Annotated in this window: 20 protein-coding genes; 13 read left to right on the top strand and 7 right to left on the bottom strand. The window is 68.3% G+C overall.

The annotated features are described in order from the left end of the window. Positions 1-311 precede the first annotated feature (311 nt). From ABH935_RS24975 to ABH935_RS24955, 5 genes are all read left to right on the top strand, one after another. A complete protein-coding gene (locus ABH935_RS24975) occupies positions 312-881 on the top strand; it encodes a hypothetical protein (protein WP_370380348.1) in 570 nt (189 codons plus the stop codon). A 179-nt stretch (positions 882-1,060) separates the two neighbouring features. Next, the gene (locus tag ABH935_RS24970; RefSeq protein WP_370380347.1) at positions 1,061-1,210 is read left to right on the top strand and encodes a hypothetical protein; all 150 of its coding nucleotides are present in this window, start codon (positions 1,061-1,063) and stop codon (positions 1,208-1,210) included. Positions 1,211-1,514: 304 nt separating this feature from the next. Continuing rightward, positions 1,515-1,985, top strand: a complete 471-nt coding sequence (locus ABH935_RS24965; protein ID WP_370380346.1) for a hypothetical protein — start codon at positions 1,515-1,517, stop codon at positions 1,983-1,985. A 289-nt stretch (positions 1,986-2,274) separates the two neighbouring features. Then, a complete protein-coding gene (locus ABH935_RS24960) occupies positions 2,275-2,847 on the top strand; it encodes a peroxiredoxin (protein ID WP_370380345.1) in 573 nt (190 codons plus the stop codon). Further along, entirely contained in the window at positions 2,847-3,377 is a 531-nt protein-coding gene (locus ABH935_RS24955) for a carboxymuconolactone decarboxylase family protein (protein WP_370380344.1), read from the top strand. The genes ABH935_RS24960 and ABH935_RS24955 overlap by 1 nt, the downstream gene beginning before the upstream one ends. Here the strand turns inward: ABH935_RS24955 and ABH935_RS24950 are convergent. From ABH935_RS24950 to ABH935_RS24925, 6 genes are all read right to left on the bottom strand, one after another. Beyond that, the gene (locus ABH935_RS24950) at positions 3,374-4,594 is read right to left on the bottom strand and encodes a low temperature requirement protein A (RefSeq protein ID WP_370380343.1); all 1,221 of its coding nucleotides are present in this window, start codon (positions 4,592-4,594) and stop codon (positions 3,374-3,376) included. The two genes, ABH935_RS24955 and ABH935_RS24950, sit on opposite strands and share 4 nt — an antisense overlap. A 127-nt stretch (positions 4,595-4,721) precedes the next feature. Continuing rightward, positions 4,722-5,645, bottom strand: a complete 924-nt coding sequence (locus tag ABH935_RS24945; protein ID WP_370380342.1) for a lytic transglycosylase domain-containing protein — start codon at positions 5,643-5,645, stop codon at positions 4,722-4,724. A 350-nt stretch (positions 5,646-5,995) separates the two neighbouring features. After that, positions 5,996-6,835, bottom strand: a complete 840-nt coding sequence (locus ABH935_RS24940; RefSeq protein WP_370380341.1) for a transglycosylase SLT domain-containing protein — start codon at positions 6,833-6,835, stop codon at positions 5,996-5,998. Between the two features lie 335 nt (positions 6,836-7,170). Then, a complete protein-coding gene (locus tag ABH935_RS24935; protein ID WP_370380340.1) occupies positions 7,171-8,505 on the bottom strand; it encodes a PhoH family protein in 1,335 nt (444 codons plus the stop codon). Positions 8,506-8,844: 339 nt separating this feature from the next. After that, complete coding sequence (locus tag ABH935_RS24930; RefSeq protein WP_370380339.1) at positions 8,845-9,624, bottom strand: isoprenyl transferase; 780 nt, start codon at positions 9,622-9,624, stop codon at positions 8,845-8,847. Between the two features lie 179 nt (positions 9,625-9,803). Continuing rightward, on the bottom strand, positions 9,804-11,666 hold the full coding sequence (locus tag ABH935_RS24925) for a phosphoenolpyruvate carboxykinase (GTP) (protein ID WP_370380337.1): 1,863 nt from the start codon (positions 11,664-11,666) through the stop codon (positions 9,804-9,806). A 250-nt stretch (positions 11,667-11,916) separates the two neighbouring features. On the opposite strand from ABH935_RS24925, the gene ABH935_RS24920 reads away from it, so the two are divergent. The 6 genes from ABH935_RS24920 (at position 11,917) to ABH935_RS24895 (ending at position 16,994) form a co-directional block, all read left to right on the top strand. After that, a complete protein-coding gene (locus ABH935_RS24920) occupies positions 11,917-12,585 on the top strand; it encodes a hemolysin III family protein (protein ID WP_370354181.1) in 669 nt (222 codons plus the stop codon). 217 nt (positions 12,586-12,802) lie between these two features. After that, on the top strand, positions 12,803-13,564 hold the full coding sequence (locus tag ABH935_RS24915) for a helix-turn-helix domain-containing protein (protein ID WP_370380524.1): 762 nt from the start codon (positions 12,803-12,805) through the stop codon (positions 13,562-13,564). Positions 13,565-13,675: 111 nt separating this feature from the next. Continuing rightward, positions 13,676-14,677: a hypothetical protein gene (locus ABH935_RS24910; protein ID WP_370380336.1), complete on the top strand. Its 1,002-nt coding sequence runs from the start codon at positions 13,676-13,678 to the stop codon at positions 14,675-14,677. 88 nt (positions 14,678-14,765) lie between these two features. Continuing rightward, positions 14,766-14,981 (top strand): hypothetical protein, encoded by a 216-nt coding sequence (locus ABH935_RS24905; RefSeq protein WP_370380335.1) that lies wholly within the window; start codon positions 14,766-14,768, stop codon positions 14,979-14,981. Between the two features lie 366 nt (positions 14,982-15,347). Continuing rightward, entirely contained in the window at positions 15,348-15,980 is a 633-nt protein-coding gene (locus tag ABH935_RS24900; protein ID WP_370380334.1) for a DUF47 domain-containing protein, read from the top strand. A 3-nt stretch (positions 15,981-15,983) separates the two neighbouring features. Then, positions 15,984-16,994: an anion permease gene (locus ABH935_RS24895; protein WP_370380333.1), complete on the top strand. Its 1,011-nt coding sequence runs from the start codon at positions 15,984-15,986 to the stop codon at positions 16,992-16,994. A gap of 34 nt (positions 16,995-17,028) precedes the next feature. Here ABH935_RS24895 and ABH935_RS24890 read toward each other — a convergent pair whose 3' ends face one another. After that, a complete protein-coding gene (locus ABH935_RS24890; RefSeq protein WP_370380332.1) occupies positions 17,029-17,322 on the bottom strand; it encodes a 4a-hydroxytetrahydrobiopterin dehydratase in 294 nt (97 codons plus the stop codon). Between the two features lie 91 nt (positions 17,323-17,413). Here ABH935_RS24890 and ABH935_RS24885 point away from each other — a divergent pair, with 91 nt between their 5' ends. Both ABH935_RS24885 and ABH935_RS24880 read left to right on the top strand, forming a co-directional pair. Next, the gene (locus ABH935_RS24885) at positions 17,414-17,824 is read left to right on the top strand and encodes a (deoxy)nucleoside triphosphate pyrophosphohydrolase (protein ID WP_370380331.1); all 411 of its coding nucleotides are present in this window, start codon (positions 17,414-17,416) and stop codon (positions 17,822-17,824) included. Positions 17,825-18,013: 189 nt separating this feature from the next. Beyond that, positions 18,014-20,569 (top strand): SpoIIE family protein phosphatase, encoded by a 2,556-nt coding sequence (locus ABH935_RS24880; protein WP_370380330.1) that lies wholly within the window; start codon positions 18,014-18,016, stop codon positions 20,567-20,569. Positions 20,570-20,790 lie beyond the last annotated feature (221 nt).

Here is a 20,790-nt window from a genome sequence, read left to right as displayed (position 1 = left end):
AAGCGGGCTGCCGACGTGGGTTCCCTCAATCGGCGATGGTGGCTTCAGAAAGTTGGTTCCCCAGGCGACCCCAGGTCCTACGAGGGGAAGTGGTGGGTCGTCTTCTTCTGAGCCAGGGCACTTACCCCTGTTTGAGGGGGCTGATCTTCTAACGCTGTGGTGACGGCGACGGGTGTCTGAGGGGTCCGCAGATTTCAGCGATCAAAGTCGTAGACCGGAGTCCTTCGACGCTGAGATCCTGAGTGCGACTGAGGCTGACGGCGCTATGTGAACGGCGCGCCAGGAAAGAAGCAGATTGGACGGGGTTCGGGGTGGCGCTTGACCGTGACGCGTCGGAGGCGTTGGTGAGCTTGTGGGGTGCGCTGAACGACGCACGCTCGGACCAGGTCGTTGCCGAGGTCTTGCCAGCCTGCCATCTCGTCGGTCCGGTTCTGTCCACGGTCCTGTTTCGGGCGGGTATACGTACCGTGCTTACAGGTACATCCGATTCCTGGGATATCGCGTGGCTGCTGCACACGGCCACCGCGTGGTTGCCTCCTGACTTCTCCCATCTACTTGCACTGCGCGAGACGGAAACCCTAATCCGTGCGGAGATCGCCGACAGCGAGCGTAAGAGCCGAGACGTGAGGGCAACTGACCGCAACGCCTTCTTCACGGCTCAGGTGGCGACGCTTCAGATTTTCAGGGAACTCGCACGTGCCGGTCGTGCGACGGCTCTTGCGATGGAGATCATCGCGGCGGGCTCGAACTTCCGTCGCGACGACTGGCTGCTCGAAGAACTGCGACGCACCAACTTCAACAAAGACCATCCGTGCTGGCGCGAGGGATTCGAGGGGCTTGCCGTGGGTGTGGAAGCGCTGTCTCGGCGGATGGACGGGTGATGCCTTCTGCTGAGCGGGCCCGCAGCCGCGATTGATCGGCTTCACCTATTGCGTGTCGCGCTCGTGCCTATTTCACTGATCAATCCCGGCGTGACAGCCTGATCTTGTTGCGCCCGCCGGCTCACGAGGCCTGTGCCTGGCGCATCTGAACGGCAACCCCTCATCGCTAGGAGATCACCATGGCTCTGCTGACCGTTGGCGACCAGTTCCCCGACTACCGTCTGACCTCCGTCGTCGAAGGCGACCTCACCGACAAGGGTCCGGACGAGGTCTTCGAGGTCATCGACTCGACCGAGCGGAAAAACGGGTATCGGGTCGTCTTCTTCTGAGCCAGGGTATTTACCCTTGTTGAGGGTGCTGGTCTTCTGACGCTGGCGGCGGTGGCGCGGTCTGAGGGGGCTGCGAAGTCCGACGATCAGAGTGGTAGACCGGGGTTCATTGCGACTGAGACCAGTGCCGCTATGTTAACAGCGCTCGTAGGAATGACTGGGCGAGCTCGAAGTGACGGCTCCAGGGTCCAGTGCAGGCACCGTCTCGCCGAGCTGAATGGATGACGCCGATGGTCGGCATCAACAAGCCGACCTTGCCACGGCAGTCTAGGCACGGCCGTCGGCCTCGGTGCAGAATGCGTTCGTGGAGAAGGGTGAAGGGCTGGGCATCCACACCGTTCCGTTGGCGCGGCTCATGCCGGAGGTGACCGGTGACGATCTTCGACGGGTTGCCGATGCCGGCGTGGCGATCGATCAGGCACGCACGGATGACCTACTGTGGAAATGGGAGGCGGGGGACCGCTGGTCCAGCTTCCACATGTGCGTCACCGAACACCATCGGGGCGGCGACGCGTACTACCTTGAGTTGGAGGTCGAAAGCCACAGCACCAAGGGCGCACGCGTGATTGTGGCGACCGTGAATGTTGTGTGCTGGTGCCGGGAAGACCATCAGTTCCATGACGTCGCTGAGGTGCGGCACGAATGCGAGGACGGCGGGGCTGTGGCTGACGCGTTCGAGCGAACCGCATCCCAGATCATCGGCTGGCTCAAGGACACTCACGATCCAGTACAGCTGCGGACTCGGGTAGGACTACCCAGCCGCGCGATCCCTTAGGAGTCCCGGTTCAGTACGGTCGCTGCTACCAGAACTGACGTCTCATCCCACGAGGTGGATTCGTCACGAGCCGGATTCTGGATGACACTGCTAGAGCCTGTGCGACGCCGACACCTCACGCCAGGACAGCCAAGCGTCACCGATTGATCGGCTCCGCCTATCGCGATGTGTGCTCCTGCCTATTTCTCCGATCAATATCGATCATGGCAGCCTGATCACGTCGCGCCGACCGGCCAAGAGCCTGAGATGAGGCGCGCCCCGAAGACACCCCTCACCAAGGAGATCAACCATGGCTCTGCTGACCGTTGGCGACCAGTTCCCCGACTACCGTCTGACCTCCGTCGTCGGAGGCGACCTCACCGACAAGGGTCCGGATGAGGTCTTCGAGGTCATCGACTCGACCGAGCAGAAAAACGGGTATCGGGTCGTCTTCTTCTGGCCCAAGGACTTCACCTTCGTCTGTCCGACCGAGATCGCCGCCTTCGGCAAGCTCAACGGCGAGTTCCAGGACCGGGACACGCAGGTGTTGGGGGTTTCGGTGGACAACGAGTTCGTGCACCGTGCTTGGCGGCTGGACCACAAGGATCTGCGGGAGCTGCCTTTTCCGATGATGGCGGACGTCAAGCGGGAGCTGGCCGCCGCGTGTGGTGTGCTGAACGCCGATGGGGTCGCGGATCGGGCCACGTTCGTCGTCGACCCGAACAATGAGGTTCAGTTCGTCATGGTGACTGCCGGCTCTGTCGGCCGGAACGTGGACGAGGTGCTGCGGGTGCTCGATGCGCTGCAGACTGATGAGCTGTGCCCGTGCAACTGGAAGGCCGGCGATGAGACGCTGGTCGTTCGTGAGCTGTTGAACGCCTGATGGGGTACGAGGTTCTCAAGGAGCAGTTGCCGGAGTACGCCAAGGACATCAAGCTGAACCTCAGCTCGATGGTCAATACCTCAAAATTGAGTGAGCAGCAGTTGTGGGGTGCGATTCTCGGTACGGCCATCGCCTCGCGGAACGCCAAGGTCGTCGCGGAGCTCTCGGCGGAGGCCAAGGGGCATCTGTCCGATGTCGCTTATGTCGCGGCTAAGGGTGCTGCGGCGATCATGGCCATGAACAACGTCTACTACCGGGGTATGCACCTGCTGGGCGATCCTGAGTACCAGAATCTGCGTGCCGGGTTGCGGATGAACTTCATGGCGAGCCACGGGGTCGACAAGCTCGACTTCGAGCTGTGGTCGCTCGCCGTGTCCGCCGTCAACGGGTGTCAGCGGTGTCTGGAATCGCATGAGCAAGTTCTTGTGAAGGCCGGTGCCTCCCGTGAGACGGTCCAGGAAGCCGTTAAGATTGCTGCCATCGTCAACAGTGTCTCCGTGACGCTGGAGGCGGAAGACTCGCTGGCTTAAGCAGCACCCTGGTTTTGCCGGCGTCTGACCGCCGCTTTCCACTTCGTGACGATCTCCGAAGCCAGGAAGGCGGCGGTCGCGACGCATACGGACAGCAACGTCCACATCGCTCCCCACGCGGCGCCCGCGCCGGTGCCGATCGCCAGGATCGCCGCGGCGGCCAGGAGCCAGCGGGTGCAGTTGGCCCATTCGCTCACCGTGCGGAGGAAGGCGATGGTGGCCAGGAAGGCTGCCACCGGGGCCGCCAGCATCAGGGCCATGACGGTGCGGCCCAGTTCGCCGTCGTCGCGCGCCACCTGCTCCAGCAGGGCGGCCATCGCGCCGCCGATCGCGGTCAGGGTGCCGTAGATGAAGAAGTGGCCGTAGCCCCAGATGAACGCCGTGCGCATGCGGGTCAGGTCGTACTCGCCGAGGAAGCCGAAGTAGAGCCACCAGAGGCAGAAGGCCAGGATCCCGGCGCTGATCGCGCCGACCATCAGGGTGGCCAGGTGCTTGTGGTCCGTCAGCGCCGTGTTGAAGGCCTCTGAGGCGACCAGGACCATCTCGCCGAGGATGATGATCGTGAACAGCCCGTAGCGCTCCTCGACGTGCTCGGAGTGCGGGATCGCCGGCTCCTCGGCGCGCTGGGCCCACCAGGGGATCAGGAGCTCGACGGCCGCGCCCAGGACGAAGTACGGGATCGTCTGCGCGGGCGTCAGGTGGCGCAGGCCGAAGCCGAAGGCCACCCAGCCGATCTGGACCAGGAGGATGCCGTAGGCCCAGCGGTTGCAGAACTGGCGCAGCGGCGGGTTGGCGTGGCCGGCGCGGAACCACTGGGCCGACATCACCAGGCGGATCACGACGTAGCAGCCCACGAGGATGCGGAAGTCGTCGCTCTGGAAGACGTACGGGATGCCGGTCGCCAGCCCCAGCGAGGCCAGCAGCTGGACCAGCACCATCAGCCGGTACGGCACGTCGTCGGGGTCGAAGAAGTTGGCGAACCAGGTGAAGCCCATCCACGCCCACCAGACGCCGAACATCATCTCCGTGAACGAGATGGCCCCGTGCTGCAGGTGCCCGGTGGTCACGGCGTGGTGCCACTGCTGCGCGATGGCGCTGATCGTGACCACGAAGACCAGGTCGAAGAACAGCTCCAGGTTGGTGGAGGTGCGGCCCTCCTCGTTGGGGTCGCGGAGCCGGATCGGGCGGATGATGATGGCGACGGGGGTGGACGGCATAGGTGCATTAAAGAACACCGGAGCCCCGTCCAGTCGCAATTGTCGTGCGACATGGACGGGGCGCCGGTGTTTTGGGCGTGCCGGATCAGCGCCGTGTCAGCGCCGGGTCAAACGAGTGCTGGTCGGCCTAGTACCAGCTGTGCGACTGCCAGAAGGACCACGCGCCGCACGGCGAGCCGTAGCGCGAGTCCATGTACGACAGCACCCACTTGATCTGGGTGGTCGGGTTGTTCTCCCAGTCCGAGCCGGCCGAGGCCATCTTGTCGCCGGGCAGCGCCTGTCCGAGCCCGTAGGCGCCGGACGAGGGGTTGGTCGCGTGCACGTTCCAGCCGGACTCGCGCTCGACGATGTTCGAGAAGCACGCGAACTGGCCGGAGGGCACCATCGACTGGGCGATGGAGTACGCGTCGCCGTACGAGCCGGTCGGCGCCGGCGGTTTCGGGGTCGTCGGCGTCGGCTTGGGAGTCGGCGTCTGCGTCGGCGTGGTGGTCGGCGCGGACGGCGTGCTCGTGGTGCTCGTCGGCAGCTGCTGGCGCTGCTCGTCGCGGTTCGCGGCGGCCGCTGCGGCCGCGCGCTGGTCGGCTGCCGCCTTGTCGGCGGCTGCCTTCTGGGCCGCGGCCTTCGCGGCGGCGTCGGCTGCTGCCTTGTCGGCTGCGGCCTTCTGTGCCGCTGCCGCGGCGGCCTGGTCGGCAGCGGCCTTCTCCGCTGCTGCCTTGGTGGCGGCGTCGGCGGCGGCCTTGTCGGACGCAGCCTTCTGCTCTGCCGCGAACTGTGCCGCCGCGACCTGCCTGTTGTGGGTGGAGACGTCGTTCGAGTGCACCGCGTACGCGGTGCCCGCGCCTGCCAGGACCATCGTGCCGGCGGCGGCTGCCGCGACTATTCGGGAGGTCTTGGTGGGGAGCTTGGCGGTCATGAACGAGACGGTCTTGCCCGCCGCTGTCGAAGCGGCGCCCGCGATCCCGGATTTCGGGTCCTGCAGGGTCTTCGGGTCCTGCGAGGTGGGGTTGTGCTCGGGGTTGTGCTCGTGCTCAGGGCCAGTATGGCTGGACAAGAGTTGCCTTCCGCAGTGCCTCACCCCTTTTCGACAGCCGTCTCCGCACAGCACGGAGTCGTCCGTGGCGTGTGGGAAGAGACGACCGGCTCCCTCATGGAGCGGCGCATGGGCGAACGGATAGGCGGCTTCCTCGCCGCCACATCCACCCCCTGGTGGATCAACGTCCGTGAAGGACCTTGGTCCCGCGAGCCCGAGCGCGGGGTCTTCCAAAAATCGACCCTCTCCCGGAACTGAGATCGAACTCAAGCCGGGAGAGGGTCGGAAATGTCACAGTACATTGAGTTATGATTCGGTCACTGTTCGGAACAGCACCGGGTCAACGCCGGATTCTTGCTGGTTTGAGCGGCTTAGTAGCCGACCCAGCAGGAGCCGCCGCAACGCTGAGCGACCACGTTGTCCAGCGAACCGTAGGTCGCCGCGGCGTAGCGGGCGCCGGCGATGATGTTGTCGACCGGGTTGTAGATGTTGCCGTGGCCCGAAAGCATGTACGCGTTGAACGTCGGCTGGATCACCTGCAGCAGGCCGATGGACGGGGTGCCCTTGGCGGCGTTGGAGTCCCAGCCGTTGACCGCGCTCGGGTTGCCCGCGGACTCGTGCATCGCGGCCTGGTAGACGGCGTTGTAGGAGGTCGGGGTGCCGGTCGAGTCCAGGATGGAGACGGCCTGCTTGATCCAGCCGTCCAGGTTGTTGGCGTAGGTCGGGGTGGCGGCGGCAGCGGCGGCCTTGGCCTTCGCGGCGGCCGCGGCCTGCGCCTGGGCGGCGGCGGCCTGAGCGGCGGCAGCCTTGTCAGCGGCGGCCTTCTCGGCGGCGGCCTTGGCGGCGGCGTCGGCCGCGGCCTTGTCAGCGGCGGCCTTCGCCGCGGCGGCTGCGGCAGCCTTGTCGGTGGCCGCCTTCTGGGCGGCGGCCTGAGCGGCGGCGGCAGTGTCGGCGGCCGGGGCGGCGGCCGGCAGGGCGGCGCGCTGCGCGCTGCGGTTGGCGGCGTCGGCGGCGGCCGCACGCTGCGCGACGATGTCCGCGGCGCTCTTGGCCTGGTCGGCCTTCATGGTGGAGACGACAGCGGCGTCGGCCGAGGCGGCCTTGCCGGTGTTGACGGACGAGGCGTGGGCGGCGACACCGGTCGCCACGAGCGCGCCGGTCACGGCGAGGGCGCCGGTGACGGCGAGGGCCTTCGTCCGGGAAATACGCATACCGGACACAGAATTCCGCACGGAGAACAAAGGGAGCCTTCCGAAGTGGGTTCACCCCGCTGCGGCTCGACTCACCGTCTGTTCACAGACAGCGACAATGCAATGACTCATTGCGACTCATTGCGGTCGAGAGCGAAAGTCGAGCCGGGAAAACTCCCGGTTCTCGCTTTCGGCGCCGGCGGCCGTTCGGCCCTGGATCGTCGAATGCGATTGCCAGACGCGGGGTCTTACGCATTCGACGATGCAGGGCCTTTGGTCCCTTTTCAACTCAATCGGGCGTGTCCTGCATCACGTTGCACGCTCCGTGATATCCCCAGCACGAGGGGGGTACGCACTCAAACCGCCAGTTCCTCCAGCAACTCTGTCACCAGAGCGGCGATGGGGGACCTTTCGCTCCTGCTGAGAGTTACGTGGGCAAATAGGGGGTGTCCCTTCAGCTTTTCCACCACGGAGACGATGCCGTCGTAACGCCCCACACGCAGATTGTCACGCTGCGCTACATCATGGGTGAGAACGACCCGGGAACCGGTGCCGATACGCGACAGAACGGTCAGTAGCACATTGCGTTCAAGCGATTGCGCTTCGTCCACGATGACAAAGGAATCGTGGAGTGACCGGCCGCGGATGTGGGTGAGCGGGAGAACTTCGAGCATTCCCCGGTCCACCACCTCGTCGATGACGGCCTGCGAGGTCAGCGCGGACAGCGTGTCGAACACCGCCTGGCCCCAGGGCGACATCTTCTCGTTCTCGGTGCCCGGCAGATATCCCAGCTCCTGGCCGCCCACGGCGTATAAGGGTCGGAACACCACGACCTTGCGATGCAGCCGCCGCTCCATCACCGACTCCAGGCCGGCGCACAGCGCCAGCGCGGACTTGCCGGTGCCGGCCCGGCCGCCGAGCGAGACGATGCCGATGTCCGGATCCAGCAGCAGATCCAGCGCCACGCGCTGTTCCGCCGAGCGGCCGTGCAGTCCGAAGACGTCGCGGTCGCCGCGCACCAGGCGCACCTTCTTGTCCGGCGTCACGCGTCCGAGGGCCTTGCCACGCTCGGAGAGCAACACCAGTCCGGTGTGGCAGGGCAGTCCCGCGGCTTCCGGGACGTCGACGAGCCCTGAGGAGAACAGCTCGTTCACGGATTCGGCGGTGACCTCCAGTTCGGCCATGCCGGTCCAGCCGGACGCCGCCTCCAGGGCGATCTCCGCGCGGTACTCCTCCGCGGGCAGCCCCACCGCGCTGGCCTTGACCCGCATCGGCAGGTCCTTGCTGACCAGCGTGACGTCCAGGCCCTCGGCCTTGAGGTTGCAGGCCACCGCCAGGATGCGCGAGTCGTTGTCGCCGAGCCGGAAGCCCGGCGGCAGACCTTCGGGGTCGGTGTGGTTGAGCTCCACACGGAGGGTTCCGCCGGACTCGCCGACGGGGATCGGGGCGTCGAGGCGCCCGTGGACGACACGCATCTCGTCAAGCATCCGCAACGCGTTGCGGGCGAAGTAGCCGAGTTCGGGGTGGTGCCGTTTCGCCTCCAGCTCAGTCACGACCACGATCGGGACGACGACCTCGTGTTCGGCGAACCTGGTCAGCGCCGACGGGTCGGCGAGCAGGACGCTGGTGTCGAGGACGTAGGTGCGGCGCCGGGCCTTGCTGGAGGCGCGGCGGCGAGGGGTAGCTGCCACAGTTGTCTGTCTCCCCAGAAGCGACAAATGCCGGGGAGCAGACCCGTCACAGCCATCTGTGTGAGTCGACCTTGCTCCACCGGCACGTCTGGAAAGTTCCCGTCACCTGATGGGGCTAAACGCAGTCCTTCGTGTTGTCACGGTTCTGACCTGTAGTGATGACGCTACGTAACAGAATGCACGCACGTGAATACGGCATTCGCGCAGGCCGGGTGCGGGTGCGAGTGCATCCGCTCTGTGCGGCAACATCGCGGCAACAAAGCGGCGGCAGATCGGCGGCGGATCGGCGGCAGAGCGGGAACTGTGCGGCGCCCGCACGCCTTGCGTGCCTTGCGCGGCTTATGAGCCGTAGCGCCGGTGGCGATTCGCGTAGTCGCGCAGGGCCCGCAGGAAGTCGACCTTCCGGAAAGCCGGCCAGTACGCCTCACAGAAATAGAATTCGCTGTGCGCGCTCTGCCACAGCATGAAACCGCTCAGCCGCTGTTCCCCGGACGTCCTTATGATCAAGTCCGGATCCTGCTGGCCCTGCGTGTACAGGTGCTCCGTGATGTGCTCCACGTCGAGCATCTGCAGCAGGTCCTCGATGGACGTCCCGCGCGCCGCGGCGTCGGCCAGCAGCGAGCGCACCGCGTCGGCGATCTCCTGGCGGCCGCCGTAGCCGATGGCGACGTTCACCTGGATCCCCGGGTTGTCCCGGGTCTGCTCCTCGATCTCCTTCAGGTGCCGGGCGAAATCGGCGGGCAGTAGGTCCAGCGCGCCCAGCGGGTGCACCCGCCAGCGGCCGGTGTCGGCCAGCGAGCGCACCGAACCCTCGATGATCCGCAGCAGGTCGGTGAGCTCCTCGGGGGGCCGGTTGAAGTTGTCGGTGGAGAACAGCCACAGCGTCACGGTCTCGACGCCGGCCTCCTCGGCCCAGTCCAGGACCTCGTGGATCTTGTCCGCCCCGCGCTGGTGGCCGGTGGCGATCTGCTCGCCCATCTGCTTGGCCCAGCGCCGGTTGCCGTCCATGATGACGCCGATGTGCCGCGGCACCTTCTTCTTGCCGCGCTGGACGTCCGAGTGCAGCCGGGCCGCCAGGCGCCGTTCGTACACGCTGTAGGCGACGTCACGCATGCTCACAGCACGGCGCCTTTCTTAAGGGACAGGGGGCGTCAGAAGTGGACGCATCGAGGTTATCGGAGTCCCGGCGCGTCTCGTCACGGCCTTCAGCAAACCTTCGGGTGCGGGTTTCGTGAAGACCGGCAGGCCCGTTCCCGCGAGCGGGAACGGGCCTGCCGGTACAAGGTGTGAGCGGTGTCTCAGCTCTCCAGGCGGTCCAGCCGGGACACGAGCGCCTCGTACTCGGCGGTCAGCTCGGCCGGCAGGTGGTCGCCGAAGCGGTCGAAGTGCGCCGGGATCTGCGCCGCCTCGGCCTTCCAGACGTCCTTGTCGACGCTCAGCAGCACGTCCAGGTCGGCCTCCGACAGCTCCAGGCCGTCGAGGTCCAGCGCGTCCTTGGTCGGCAGCACGCCGATCGGGGTCTCGACGCCCTCGGCGGTGCCGTCCAGGCGGTCCACGACCCACTTCAACACGCGCGAGTTCTCGCCGAAGCCGGGCCACAGGAACCTGCCGCCTTCGCCCTTGCGGAACCAGTTGACGTAGTAGATCTTCGGCAGCTTGTCGGCCTCGGCCTTCTGCCCGATCCGCAGCCAGTGGCCGAAGTAGTCGCCCATGTTGTAGCCGCAGAACGGCAGCATCGCGAACGGGTCGTGGCGCAGCTCGCCGGCGGTGCCCTCGGCGGCGGCGGTCTTCTCGCTGGCCACGTTGGCGCCCAGGAAGACGCCGTGCTGCCAGGAGAACGACTCGGTGACCAGCGGGACCGCGGTGGCCCGGCGGCCGCCGAACAGGATCGCCGAGATCGGGACGCCCGCCGGGTCCTCCCAGTTGTCGGCGATGGTCGGGCACTGCGCGGCGGGCACGCAGAACCGGGCGTTCGGGTGCGCGGCCGGCTCGTCGCTGTCCGGGGTCCAGTCGCGGCCCTTCCAGTCGGTCAGGTGCGCGGGCTTGTCCTCGGTCAGGCCCTCCCACCACACGTCGCCGTCGTCGGTCAGCGCGACGTTGGTGAACACCGAGTTCGCGTAGAGGGTGTCGATCGCGTTGGAGTTGGTCTCGCGGCCGGTGCCCGGGGCGACGCCGAAGAAGCCGGCCTCCGGGTTGATGGCGTACAGCCGGCCGTCCTGGCCGAAGCGCATCCACGCGATGTCGTCGCCGACGGTCTCGACCTTCCACCCCGGGATGGTCGGGGTGAGCATCGCCAGGTTGGTCTTGCCGCAGGCGCTCGGGAACGCGGCGGCGACGTACTTGGCCTGGCCGTTCGGCGGCGTCAGCTTCAGGATCAGCATGTGCTCGGCCAGCCAGCCCTCGTCGCGGGCCATGACCGAGGCGATGCGCAGCGCGTAGCACTTCTTGCCGAGCAGGGCGTTGCCGCCGTAGCCCGACCCGTAGGACCAGATCTCGCGGGTCTCGGGGAAGTGGGTGATGTACTTCGTGGGGTTGCACGGCCACGGCACGTCGGCCTGGTCGGCGTCCAGCGGGGCGCCGACGGTGTGCGCGGCCCTGACGAACTCGCCGTCCGTGCCTAGCTCGTCCAGCACCTTCTGACCCATCCGGGTCATCACGCGCATGGAGACCACGACGTACGGGGAGTCGGTCAGCTCCACGCCGATCGCCGACAGCGGCGAGCCGATCGGGCCCATCGAGAACGGCACGACGTACATCGTGCGGCCGCGCATCGCGCCGGCGAACAGGCCGCCCAGGATGCCCTTCATCTCGGCCGGGGCCATCCAGTTGTTGGTGGGGCCGGCGTCCGACTCGTCCTCGGAGCAGATGAAGGTGCGGCCCTCGACGCGCGCGACGTCGCTCGGGTCCGACTTGGCGTAGAAGCTGTTCGGGCGCTTGGCCTCGTTCAGCCGGGTGAAGGTGCCCTGCTCGACCAGGAGGGTGGTCAGCCGGTCCCATTCGTCCTGCGAGCCGTCACACCACACGACGGCGTCGGGCCGGGTGAGCTCCGCGATCTCGGCGACCCAGGCCTTCAGGGCCGCGTGGCCCGTCGGCGCGTGGTCCAGCCCGGGTATGGCCGCAGGGCTGTTCGCGGGCACGGTTTTTGTGGACACGTCAGTCATGGCGCGCTCCTAAGACACCGGGGTCGTTTCCCATCCGCACTGGTCGGCGGCCCCGGTCGATGTATGAGGGTATTTCGGAGTGTACCCAGAGCAGTCCACATGGTGGATAGTCGGCAATGGCTAGTTCGTCACACTCGGTTCGCCGTCGTGTCCGGTTCTGGGCGGTTTGCGCGGTGTTCTCGCGGCGTACCACCGGCGTACGGCGCCCGGGCCTATCGAAGTTACGGTTCCGTAGGTTACCGTCGGTGACATGACGCCGCCGCTTACGAATGCCGTATCGAACGCCGTCGCCCCGATGAAGCCGAAACTGCGCGGCTGGCTGCATCTGTGCGCGGCGCCGCTGGCGCTGGCCGCCGGGATCGTGCTGATCGCGCTGGCCGAGAACGGCCGGGCGCGGGCGGCTTCCGCCGTCTTCGCCTTCTCCGCCGTCATGCTCTTCGGCACCTCGGCGCTGTACCACCGCCGCAACTGGGGCCCGCGCGGCGAGGCGATCCTGCGGCGCCTGGACCACGCGAACATCTTCCTGATCATCGCCGGGACCTACACGCCGTTCACCGTGCTGCTGCTGCACGGAAGCGCCGAGCGCGCACTGCTCTACACGGTCTGGGGCGGCGCGTTGGCCGGCATCGCCTTCCGGGTCTTCTGGCTGGGGGCGCCGCGCTGGATCTACACCCCGTGCTACGTGGCGCTGGGCTGGGCCGCGGTGTTCTTCATGCCGCAGTTCCTGCACTCCGGGGGCGTGGCGATCGTGGTCATGATGGTCGTCGGCGGGCTGCTGTACTCGATCGGCGCGCTGGTCTACGGGACGAAGCGGCCGGACTTCTCGCCGCGCTGGTTCGGCTTCCACGAGGTGTTCCACACGCTGACGATCGCGGCGTTCTCGCTGCACTTCATCGGGGTGTCGCTGGCGGCGATGTAGAGCGCCATCGTGTCCTTATATAAGGGCTCTCTTTCGCGCGGCGTTCGGGCTTCGGGCCCGGGCGCCGTTCTTTCCGGTCGAACAGTCACGCCGGGCTCCGTATCGTGAGGTCATGAGCACCGCGACGATCTCCGCGCCCCGGACCACCGTCCCGACCGACCCGACCGCGGCCCAGCTCAAGAAGCAGCCGCCGGCCGCTCCCGCCGACTTCGGCGCCATGCTGCGGGCCTGGCGCCGCACCCGCAACGTCAGCCAGCTGGATCTGTCGTCGGCCAGCGGGGTCTCGACGCGGCACCTGAGCTTCATGGAGACCGGTCGCGCCAAGCCCAGCCGGGACATGGTGCTGCGGCTGGCCGACGAGCTGGAGGTGCCGCTGCGGGAGCGGAACAAACTGCTGGTCGCCGCCGGGTACGCGCCGGAGTTCAAGGCGAGGCCGCTGGCCAGCCCGGAGATGGCCGCGGTGCGGCGGGCGATCGACGTGGTGCTCACCGGGCATCTGCCGTATCCGGCGCTGATGCACGACCAGCGCTCCAACATCATCGAGACGAACAAGACGGTCGGGATCTTCACCGATCTGGTGGCCCCGCATCTGTTGGCGGACGGCGGCAACACGGTGCGGCTCACGTTGCATCCCGAGGGTCTGGCGCCGCACTTGGTCAACCACGGCGAGGCGCGCGATCGGTTGCTGCGCGCGCTGAGCCGGCGTGCGGCGGCGTCCGGGGATCCGGAGCTGACCGCGCTGCTGAAGGAGTGCGTGGCGTATCCGCATCCGGAACCCGAGCCGGAGCCGGATCTGTACGCCGGCGTGGTGCTGCCGTTCCGCTTCCGTCGGGACGGGAAGGTGCTGACCTTCTTCAGCTGCACGACCGTGTTCGGCTCGGCCGCCGATCTGACGCTCGCGGACATGCAGTTGGAGACGTTCTTCCCGGCCGATGAAGTGACCGGCGAGGCGCTGCGGGAGTACGCGGCCCGCGTCTAGCACAGGATCGTCCGATCCGGTGGTATCGGCGCGTCATCACGTAACCACCTTCTGTGTGGCTCGTTGGGCAGCGGACAGACCCGCCGCCTTCCGAACCCACCAGGGGTAGCCGTGAACCGTCGCCGCATCGCCATCGGGGTCTCCTCGGTCAGCGGACTGGCCGTCGTCGCCGCCGGCGCGATGAGCATGTTCGGCTCCGGCGGCTCCGCCAACGCCGTCGACCTGCACGCGGCGCCGGTCGCGGCGGTCACCGGCGCGGCCGGGGTCACCGCGCGGGCCGGGACCGCGCAGACCGACACCGTGGTCACCGTCGCCAATCCGGCGGTCCCGGCGCAGGGCAGGACGCCGGCCGTCGCGCCGCAGACGCTGACCATGCACGGCGCGGGCCTGTTCGACTTCACCAAGCAGGTCGGATCGGTCGGCCTCACGGTGCCGACCGGCGCGCTCGACGAGGTGCTGACGCCGGCCACGGTGTACGTCCGCCGCAGCGCCACCGCCGCGACCGCGACCGCCGCCGCGGTCCCCGCCTCGGCCTGGAGCCGGACCGCCACGGCCGAGGTCCCCGACGGCGACGTGATCTCCGGCGGCGTGACCGATCCCGCGCTGATCTTCGCGATGCTCGGCGGCGTGCAGCCCGGCGTGCGCGACGTCGGACAGGAAGTCGTCCGGGGCGTTCCGGTGGTGCACTACCAGGGCACGCTGGACCTGGCGCAGGCCGCGTCCGCGCTGAGCGGTCCGGCCTCCGCCAAGGGCGCCGCCGCCGACGCTGCTGAAGTCGCCGACGCCGCCGCCGACAAGCAGGCGCTGACCAATGCGGCGCACGCGTTCACGACCACCAAGGTGCCCTTCGACGCGTACCTCGACGCGCAGGGGCGCCTGCGCCGCTTCGTCGCCACGTTCTCGTTCCTGGAGGGCGGTCCGACCAAGCCGGTCGCACAGGTGACCTCGGCCACGGAGCTGTACGGCTTCGGCACGCCGGTCACCGTCGCCGCGCCGAAGACCACGCCCGCGACCACGCCCGCCACCACTCCGGCCCCGGCGGAGAGCACTCCCGGGCACCGCGCCACCGCCCCGTCGGCCCATCCGACTAGCCCCCCTCGCTCACACAAATAGTCCTGTTGGGCCATACCCGCAGGCCTCGGCACCCAATAGGCTCGTCGGTCGGGGACTAAGGGGTCGCGATGACGGGCGGTGATCAGCCATGACGCTCTACCAGCACGATTCTGGTTCGGCGTACGGCCGTTACGGCGCGCTGCCCTCGGTGTACGACGGCCCCGCGCTCGACGAGATCCGGCTGTACGGCGACCTGCTGCAGGTCGTCGCCGAGCATCCGAGCAGCGACAAGCGGCTGGACTGGGCGGTCATCGACCGGGCGCTCGGGCTGATGCCGACGGACCAGAAGCGGGACCGGAACTAGCGCGACGCCGGCCCAGGGCCCCGTCGAGGGCCCGGACGTTCCGTCGTCGGCGTCCCGGGGCAACCCGGCGCATCCCCGCGGATCCCAGGGCAAACCACGGCACCTCAGCATCCTGAGCAGCCAGAGCAGCCACCGGGCCGCGTCCCCATGGCGAGCCCCGCCCGCGCCGTCGGCGAGGATGGCGAAAATCACATCTGCGGGTCCGAAGATCGCCCCTGCCCAGGGACACGGCCCCGCTCACGGCCGTGACGACAGAGGCTCGGTTGTGCGCTCGGTAGGTTGAGCACCTAGCATCCTTACGGCGAACAAGCCAGAACAATCAGCCCCTGCCCGGATTAACGGCAACCGAAAACCCGGAGACTTCCAGTGAAACTGCGTCTGACCCCCAGGGAGACCAGCTTCTACGACCTGTTCGCCGAGCAGGCTGACCACCTCGTCATCGGGGCCGGCATCCTCACCGAGCTGCTCGGGGCGACCGGACCCGGGGCCGGTGCCGAGCGGAGCAAGATCGCCGAGCGGATGCGCGCCGCCGAGCACGCCTGCGACGACACCACGCACAAGATCTACAACACCCTGAACTCCTCGTTCATCACCCCGTTCGACCGGGAGGACATCTACGCCCTGGCCTCCACTCTGGACGACGTCATGGACGAGATGGAAGAGGCCGTCGACCTGGTCAACCTCTACGGCATCCAGACGCTGCCGTCCGGGGTGGCCGAGCAGGTGGACACGCTGGTGCGGGCCGCGGAGCTGACCGCGGAGGCGATGCGCAAGCTGCGCGGGATGAAGGACCTGTCCGAGTACTGGATCGAGGTCAACCGGTTGGAGAACGCCGGCGACCAGTCCTACCGCAAGCTGCTGGCCCACCTGTTCTCCGGGGAGTACGACGCGCTGACGGTCATGAAACTCAAGGAGGTCGTCGACTCCTTAGAGGCCGCGGCGGACGCGTTCGAGCACGTCGCGAACACGGTCGAGTCCATCGTCGTCAAGGAGTCCTGACCGGTGCACTGGATCGGCCTGGTCACGGTGGTGGCCGTCGCCCTGGGGTTCAGTTACACCAACGGGTTCCACGACTCGGCGAACGCGATCGCCACCTCGGTGTCCACCCGGGCGCTGACCCCGCGCGCCGCGTTGCTGATGGCCGCGGTGATGAACCTGCTGGGCTCGTACATCGGCCTGCGGCTCGGCGGCGGTGTGGCTTCGACGATCACCAAGGGCATCATCAAGACCCCCGGCGGCGACGCCGGACTGTGGATCGTGTTCTCGCTGCTGGTCGGGGCGATCGTGTGGAACGTGGCGACCTGGTACTTCGGGTTGCCCTCGTCGTCCTCGCACGCGCTGATCGGCGGGATGATCGGGGCCGGCCTGGCGGCCGGCGTCACGGTCGAGTGGAAGGGCGTCTGGGAGAAGGTCATCGTGCCGATGGTGACGTCCCCGGTCGTCGGGTTCGTCCTGGCCTTCTTCCTGATGGTGGGGATCCTGTGGGCGTTCCGGCACGCGCACCCGGGACGGGTGACGCGCGGCTTCCGGATCTCGCAGACCATCTCCGCGGCGGCGATGGCGCTGGGCCACGGCATCCAGGACGCGCAGAAGACCATCGGCGTGATCATGATGGCGCTGATCGCCGGCGGCCACGCGACCAGCAAGTCGGGCGTTCCGAACTGGGTGCTGCTGTCCAGCGCGTGCGCGATCTCGCTGGGCACCTACGCCGGCGGCTGGCGCATCATGCGCACGCTGGGCCGCAAGATCATCGAGCTGGACCCGCCGCGCGGATTCGCCGCCGAGACGGTCGCCTCGGGGGTGCTGTACTTCACCGCGTTCGTCTGGAACGCGCCGGTGTCCACCACACAGATCATCACCGGCTCGATCATGGGCGTCGGCGCGACGAAGCGGCGGAGCGCGGTCCGCTGGGGCGTGGCGCGGAACATTCTCGGCGCGTGGCTGTTCACGCTGCCGGCCGCCGGGCTGTGCGCGGCGGTGGTCTGGTGGACCACGCACGCGATCTTCGGGTAGGGCGGGCGAGGCGGCCGGGCCGGCTGGACGCTTCTTAGGCGGTCTCCGCAGCGAGCACCGTTTCGATCCGCCGGGCCAACTCCAGGTCGAGGTCCGTGACGCCGCCGGCGGAGTGCGTCGAGACCCGGAACCGCAGCGTCGCCCACCGGAGGTCGATGTCCGGGTGGTGGTTCATGTCCTCGGCGATGGCTGCCACCTTGTTCACCACGGCGATGGCCGCGGCGAAGTCGCCGGCGGTGAACACGCGCGTGAGATGCTCCGCGCCGCCGGTCCACTCGGGGTGGTCCGCCAACAGGGGTGAGATCTCCTCTTGCGAGAGAATACGCATGTCCCCATTGTCGTCCTGTTGCCAAGAGGGCGTCGGCAGACGGTGACGGAGCGTGATCGCCGGTGCCCGCCGGTGTCCTAGACTCGCTGGAATGACCACTGGGACACCTGTCATCGTCGTCGGCGCGGCCATCGTCCGGAGCGACGGCGAAGCCGTGCTGTGCGCCCGCCGGTCGGCGCCGGCTCATCTGGCCGGGAAGTGGGAATTCCCCGGCGGGAAGGTCGAGGCGGGGGAGCGCGACGTCGACGCGGTCGTGCGCGAGTGCCGCGAGGAGCTGGGTGTCGAGGTGACGGTCGGAGCCCGCGTCGGTGAGGACGCGCGGATCGACGACCGGTTCACGTTGCGTGTGTTCCTGGCCCGCATGCAGCCCGGTCAGCCGGAGCCTTCGCCACTGGAGGACCACGACGTTTTGGCGTGGGTTTCGCGCGGCGAGCTGCTGGACCTGGACTGGCTGGCGCCGGACGTGCCGATCGTGGCTCAATTGGGGTATATGGCCTGGTGAAACCTGGAGACGGCTGTGACTGCTCTCATAGTGTGAAAGTCGGATCAACTGCTTGAGAGTGCGGCATTCCGGGAAGGATCACGGAAGACCCGGATCCGCAACACGGGGTTCTTGACCGCACAGATTCTCAGACAGCACAGATCTTCAGACAGCGCAGATTCTCAGACAACAAGAATCGAAGTCCGCCCGATGCCCGACACGCCGCAGGAGCAGCAGCCCCACCGGGAGCGGCAGGACAATCCCGGCTGGCGTGGCCGGGGGTGGGCCATGACCACGTCCGTGTTCGGGCAGGGCTCCGAGGGCGACGCGCAGCGGCAGCTGGGGCGGATGGCCGGGGTGATCGAGCGGGTGCGCTCGGCGACCTTCATGCTCGACGGCGAGGGGACCATCCGCGAGTTCCGGCTCAACGCCGAGGAGCTGCTGGGATGGCAGCGTACGGAGATGATCGGCAAGCCGTTCCACGCCATGTTCCGGCCCGCGGACCGGGCGGCGGCCGACCGGATGGTCGCGGCGGTGCAGTCCGGCGACGACGCGCGCGGGGCGCTGGACGCGGTCACGCCGAGCGGGGCGAGCGTGCCGGTCGACGCGCATCTCATGGGACTGCGGGACGGCGACGGGCACGTGGTGGTGTTCGGGTACGCCAACTCCGCCGAGGACCTGATCCGGTTCACGCGGGACCGGGCCGTCCTGGACTCGCTGTTCGAGCAGTTCCCGGTCGGGATCGTGGTCTACGACGAGCAGGGGCGGTACGTCCGGCTGAACCGGGCGCTGGAGGAGATCAACGGGCTGCCGGTCTCCGACCACATCGGCAAGCGGGTGCGCGAGGTGCTGCCGGGACTCGATCCGCGGCTGGAGGAGATCCCCGACGAGGTGCTGCGGACCGGGATCCCGGTGGTGGACGAGCAGTACGGCGGGTTCACGCCGGCCTCCGACGAGGAGCGGGTCTGGTCGGTCAGCTACAACCGGCTGCACGGCCCGGACGGCGAGGTCATCGGGCTGTCGGGGCTGATCCTGGACGTCACCGACCGGCATCGGGCGGCGGCTGCGGCGGCCGGCGCGCGGCGGCGGTTGGCGTTGGTGAACAAGGCCGGGTCGCGGATGGGGACGGCGCTGGACGTCGAGCGGACGGCCCGGGAACTGGCCGACGTCGCGGTGCCGGACTTCGCGGACGCGATCGTGATCGAGATCAAGGAAGAGGTCTTCGACGAGCGGATCGGGCCGGTCGGTCCGGTGTGGCTGGCCCCGGTGCGGCGGCGTCGGGTGCTGGTGCACGAGGGCGTCGGGGCGGTGCCGGACCCGGTGCGGGCCGAGGGCTTCAGCGCGTGGTCGACCGACGCGGACATCAGCGACCGGATGCTCGGCGGCGCGGCGTGGCACTCGTCGGCGGGCATCAGCGCGGTGGCGAAGGAACCGATCCGGGCGGTGGACGGCACGCTGCTGTGGCAGCCGACCGGCGGCGACTCGATCCTGGTGCCGTTGTGGGCCCGCGAGGCGCTGCTGGGGGTGGTGCACTTCCACCGGCACCCGGACAGCCCGCCATTCGAGCCGGAGGACATCGAGGTCGCCGAGGAGATCACGACGCGGGCCGCGGTGTCGATCGACAACGGGCGGCTGTACTACCGGGAGCGGACCACGGCCCTGATGCTGCAACGCGCGTTGCTGCCGCAGCGGATACCGAGCCTGCCGGGGGTGCAGGTGGCGTACCGGTACCTGCCGGGGTCGGTCGGGGCCGAGGTCGGCGGGGACTGGTTCGACGTGATCCAGCTCTCCGGCGCGCGGGTGGCGCTGGTGGTCGGGGACGTGATGGGCGTCGGGGTGCGCGCGGCCGGGATCATGGGCCAGTTCCGCACCGCGGCGCGGACGCTGGCCGGGCTCGACCTGTCGCCGGCGCAGGTGCTGCACCAGCTGGACGAGCTGGGCGCGTCACTGTCGGAGAACCACCTGGCGACGTGCATCTACGCGGTCTACGACCCGGCGACCGGCAAGCTCGCCGTCTCGCGCGCCGGGCACCCGCCGCCACTGCTGCTGGCACCGGACGGGACGGTCGGCGGACTGGACGTGCCGCCGTCGCCGCCACTGGGCGTGGGCGGCGGGGCGTACCGGAGCTGGGTGTTCGAGACGAAGGAGTTCGACATCCCGGACCGCTCCCGCCTGGCGTTCTACACGGACGGGATGGTCGAGGACAAAGGACGCGACATCGACGAGGGGATCGGCGTGATGGCGGCACTGCTGGCGAACTGCCCCCCGGACTCGTTGGAAGAATGCTGCGACGCGGTGACGGACGTCCTGGGCATCACAGGCGACACCTCGGACGACGCGACACTGCTACTGGCGCAAGTCCAGTCCATCCCCCCGGACCGCAAGGCCCACTGGCAGCTCGACCCGCACCCCTCGGCCGTGTCGGACGCGCGCCGGAAGGTGCGGGAGCGCCTGGCGGAGTGGGGCATGAGCGGCCTGGCGGACACGGCGGAGCTGCTGGTCAGCGAACTGGTGACGAACGCGCAGCGGTATGGAAGGTCGCCGGTGTCACTGGACATGCTGAAGACGGACCGGCTGCTGGTGGAGGTCGGCGACGCGCTGGACGTGGTGCCGCAAGTCCGCCGCGCACAGGAGACGGACGAGGGCGGGCGGGGGCTGCAGCTGGTGAACCAGCTGGCGACGCGGTGGGGGACGCGGACTACGGGGAACGGGAAGATCGTGTGGTTCGAGTTGGGCGCGGGGGACGGCGGGTTGGGGCGCGGGTAGGCGGAGGTGCTGGCCGGCGGCGCGGCGAGGTTGTTCGGCAAGTGGGCACGTCAGATTCGGCGGCGGGCTGGGCGGCGCGGCAAGGCGGATCAGCAAGCAGCCACGCGAGAATCGGCGGCTTGGCTGGGCGCGGCGAGGTTGTTCGGCAAGTGGGCACGTCAGATTCGGCGGCGGGCTGGGCGGCGCGGCAAGGCGGATCAGCAAGCAGCCACGCGAGAATC

The sequence above is a fragment of the Catenulispora sp. GAS73 genome, assembly GCF_041262085.1.
Classification (GTDB): Bacteria; Actinomycetota; Actinomycetes; order Streptomycetales; family Catenulisporaceae; genus Catenulispora.
Note: the sequence above shows the minus strand (reverse complement) of the source record. Positions and strands in the feature narration are given on the sequence as shown.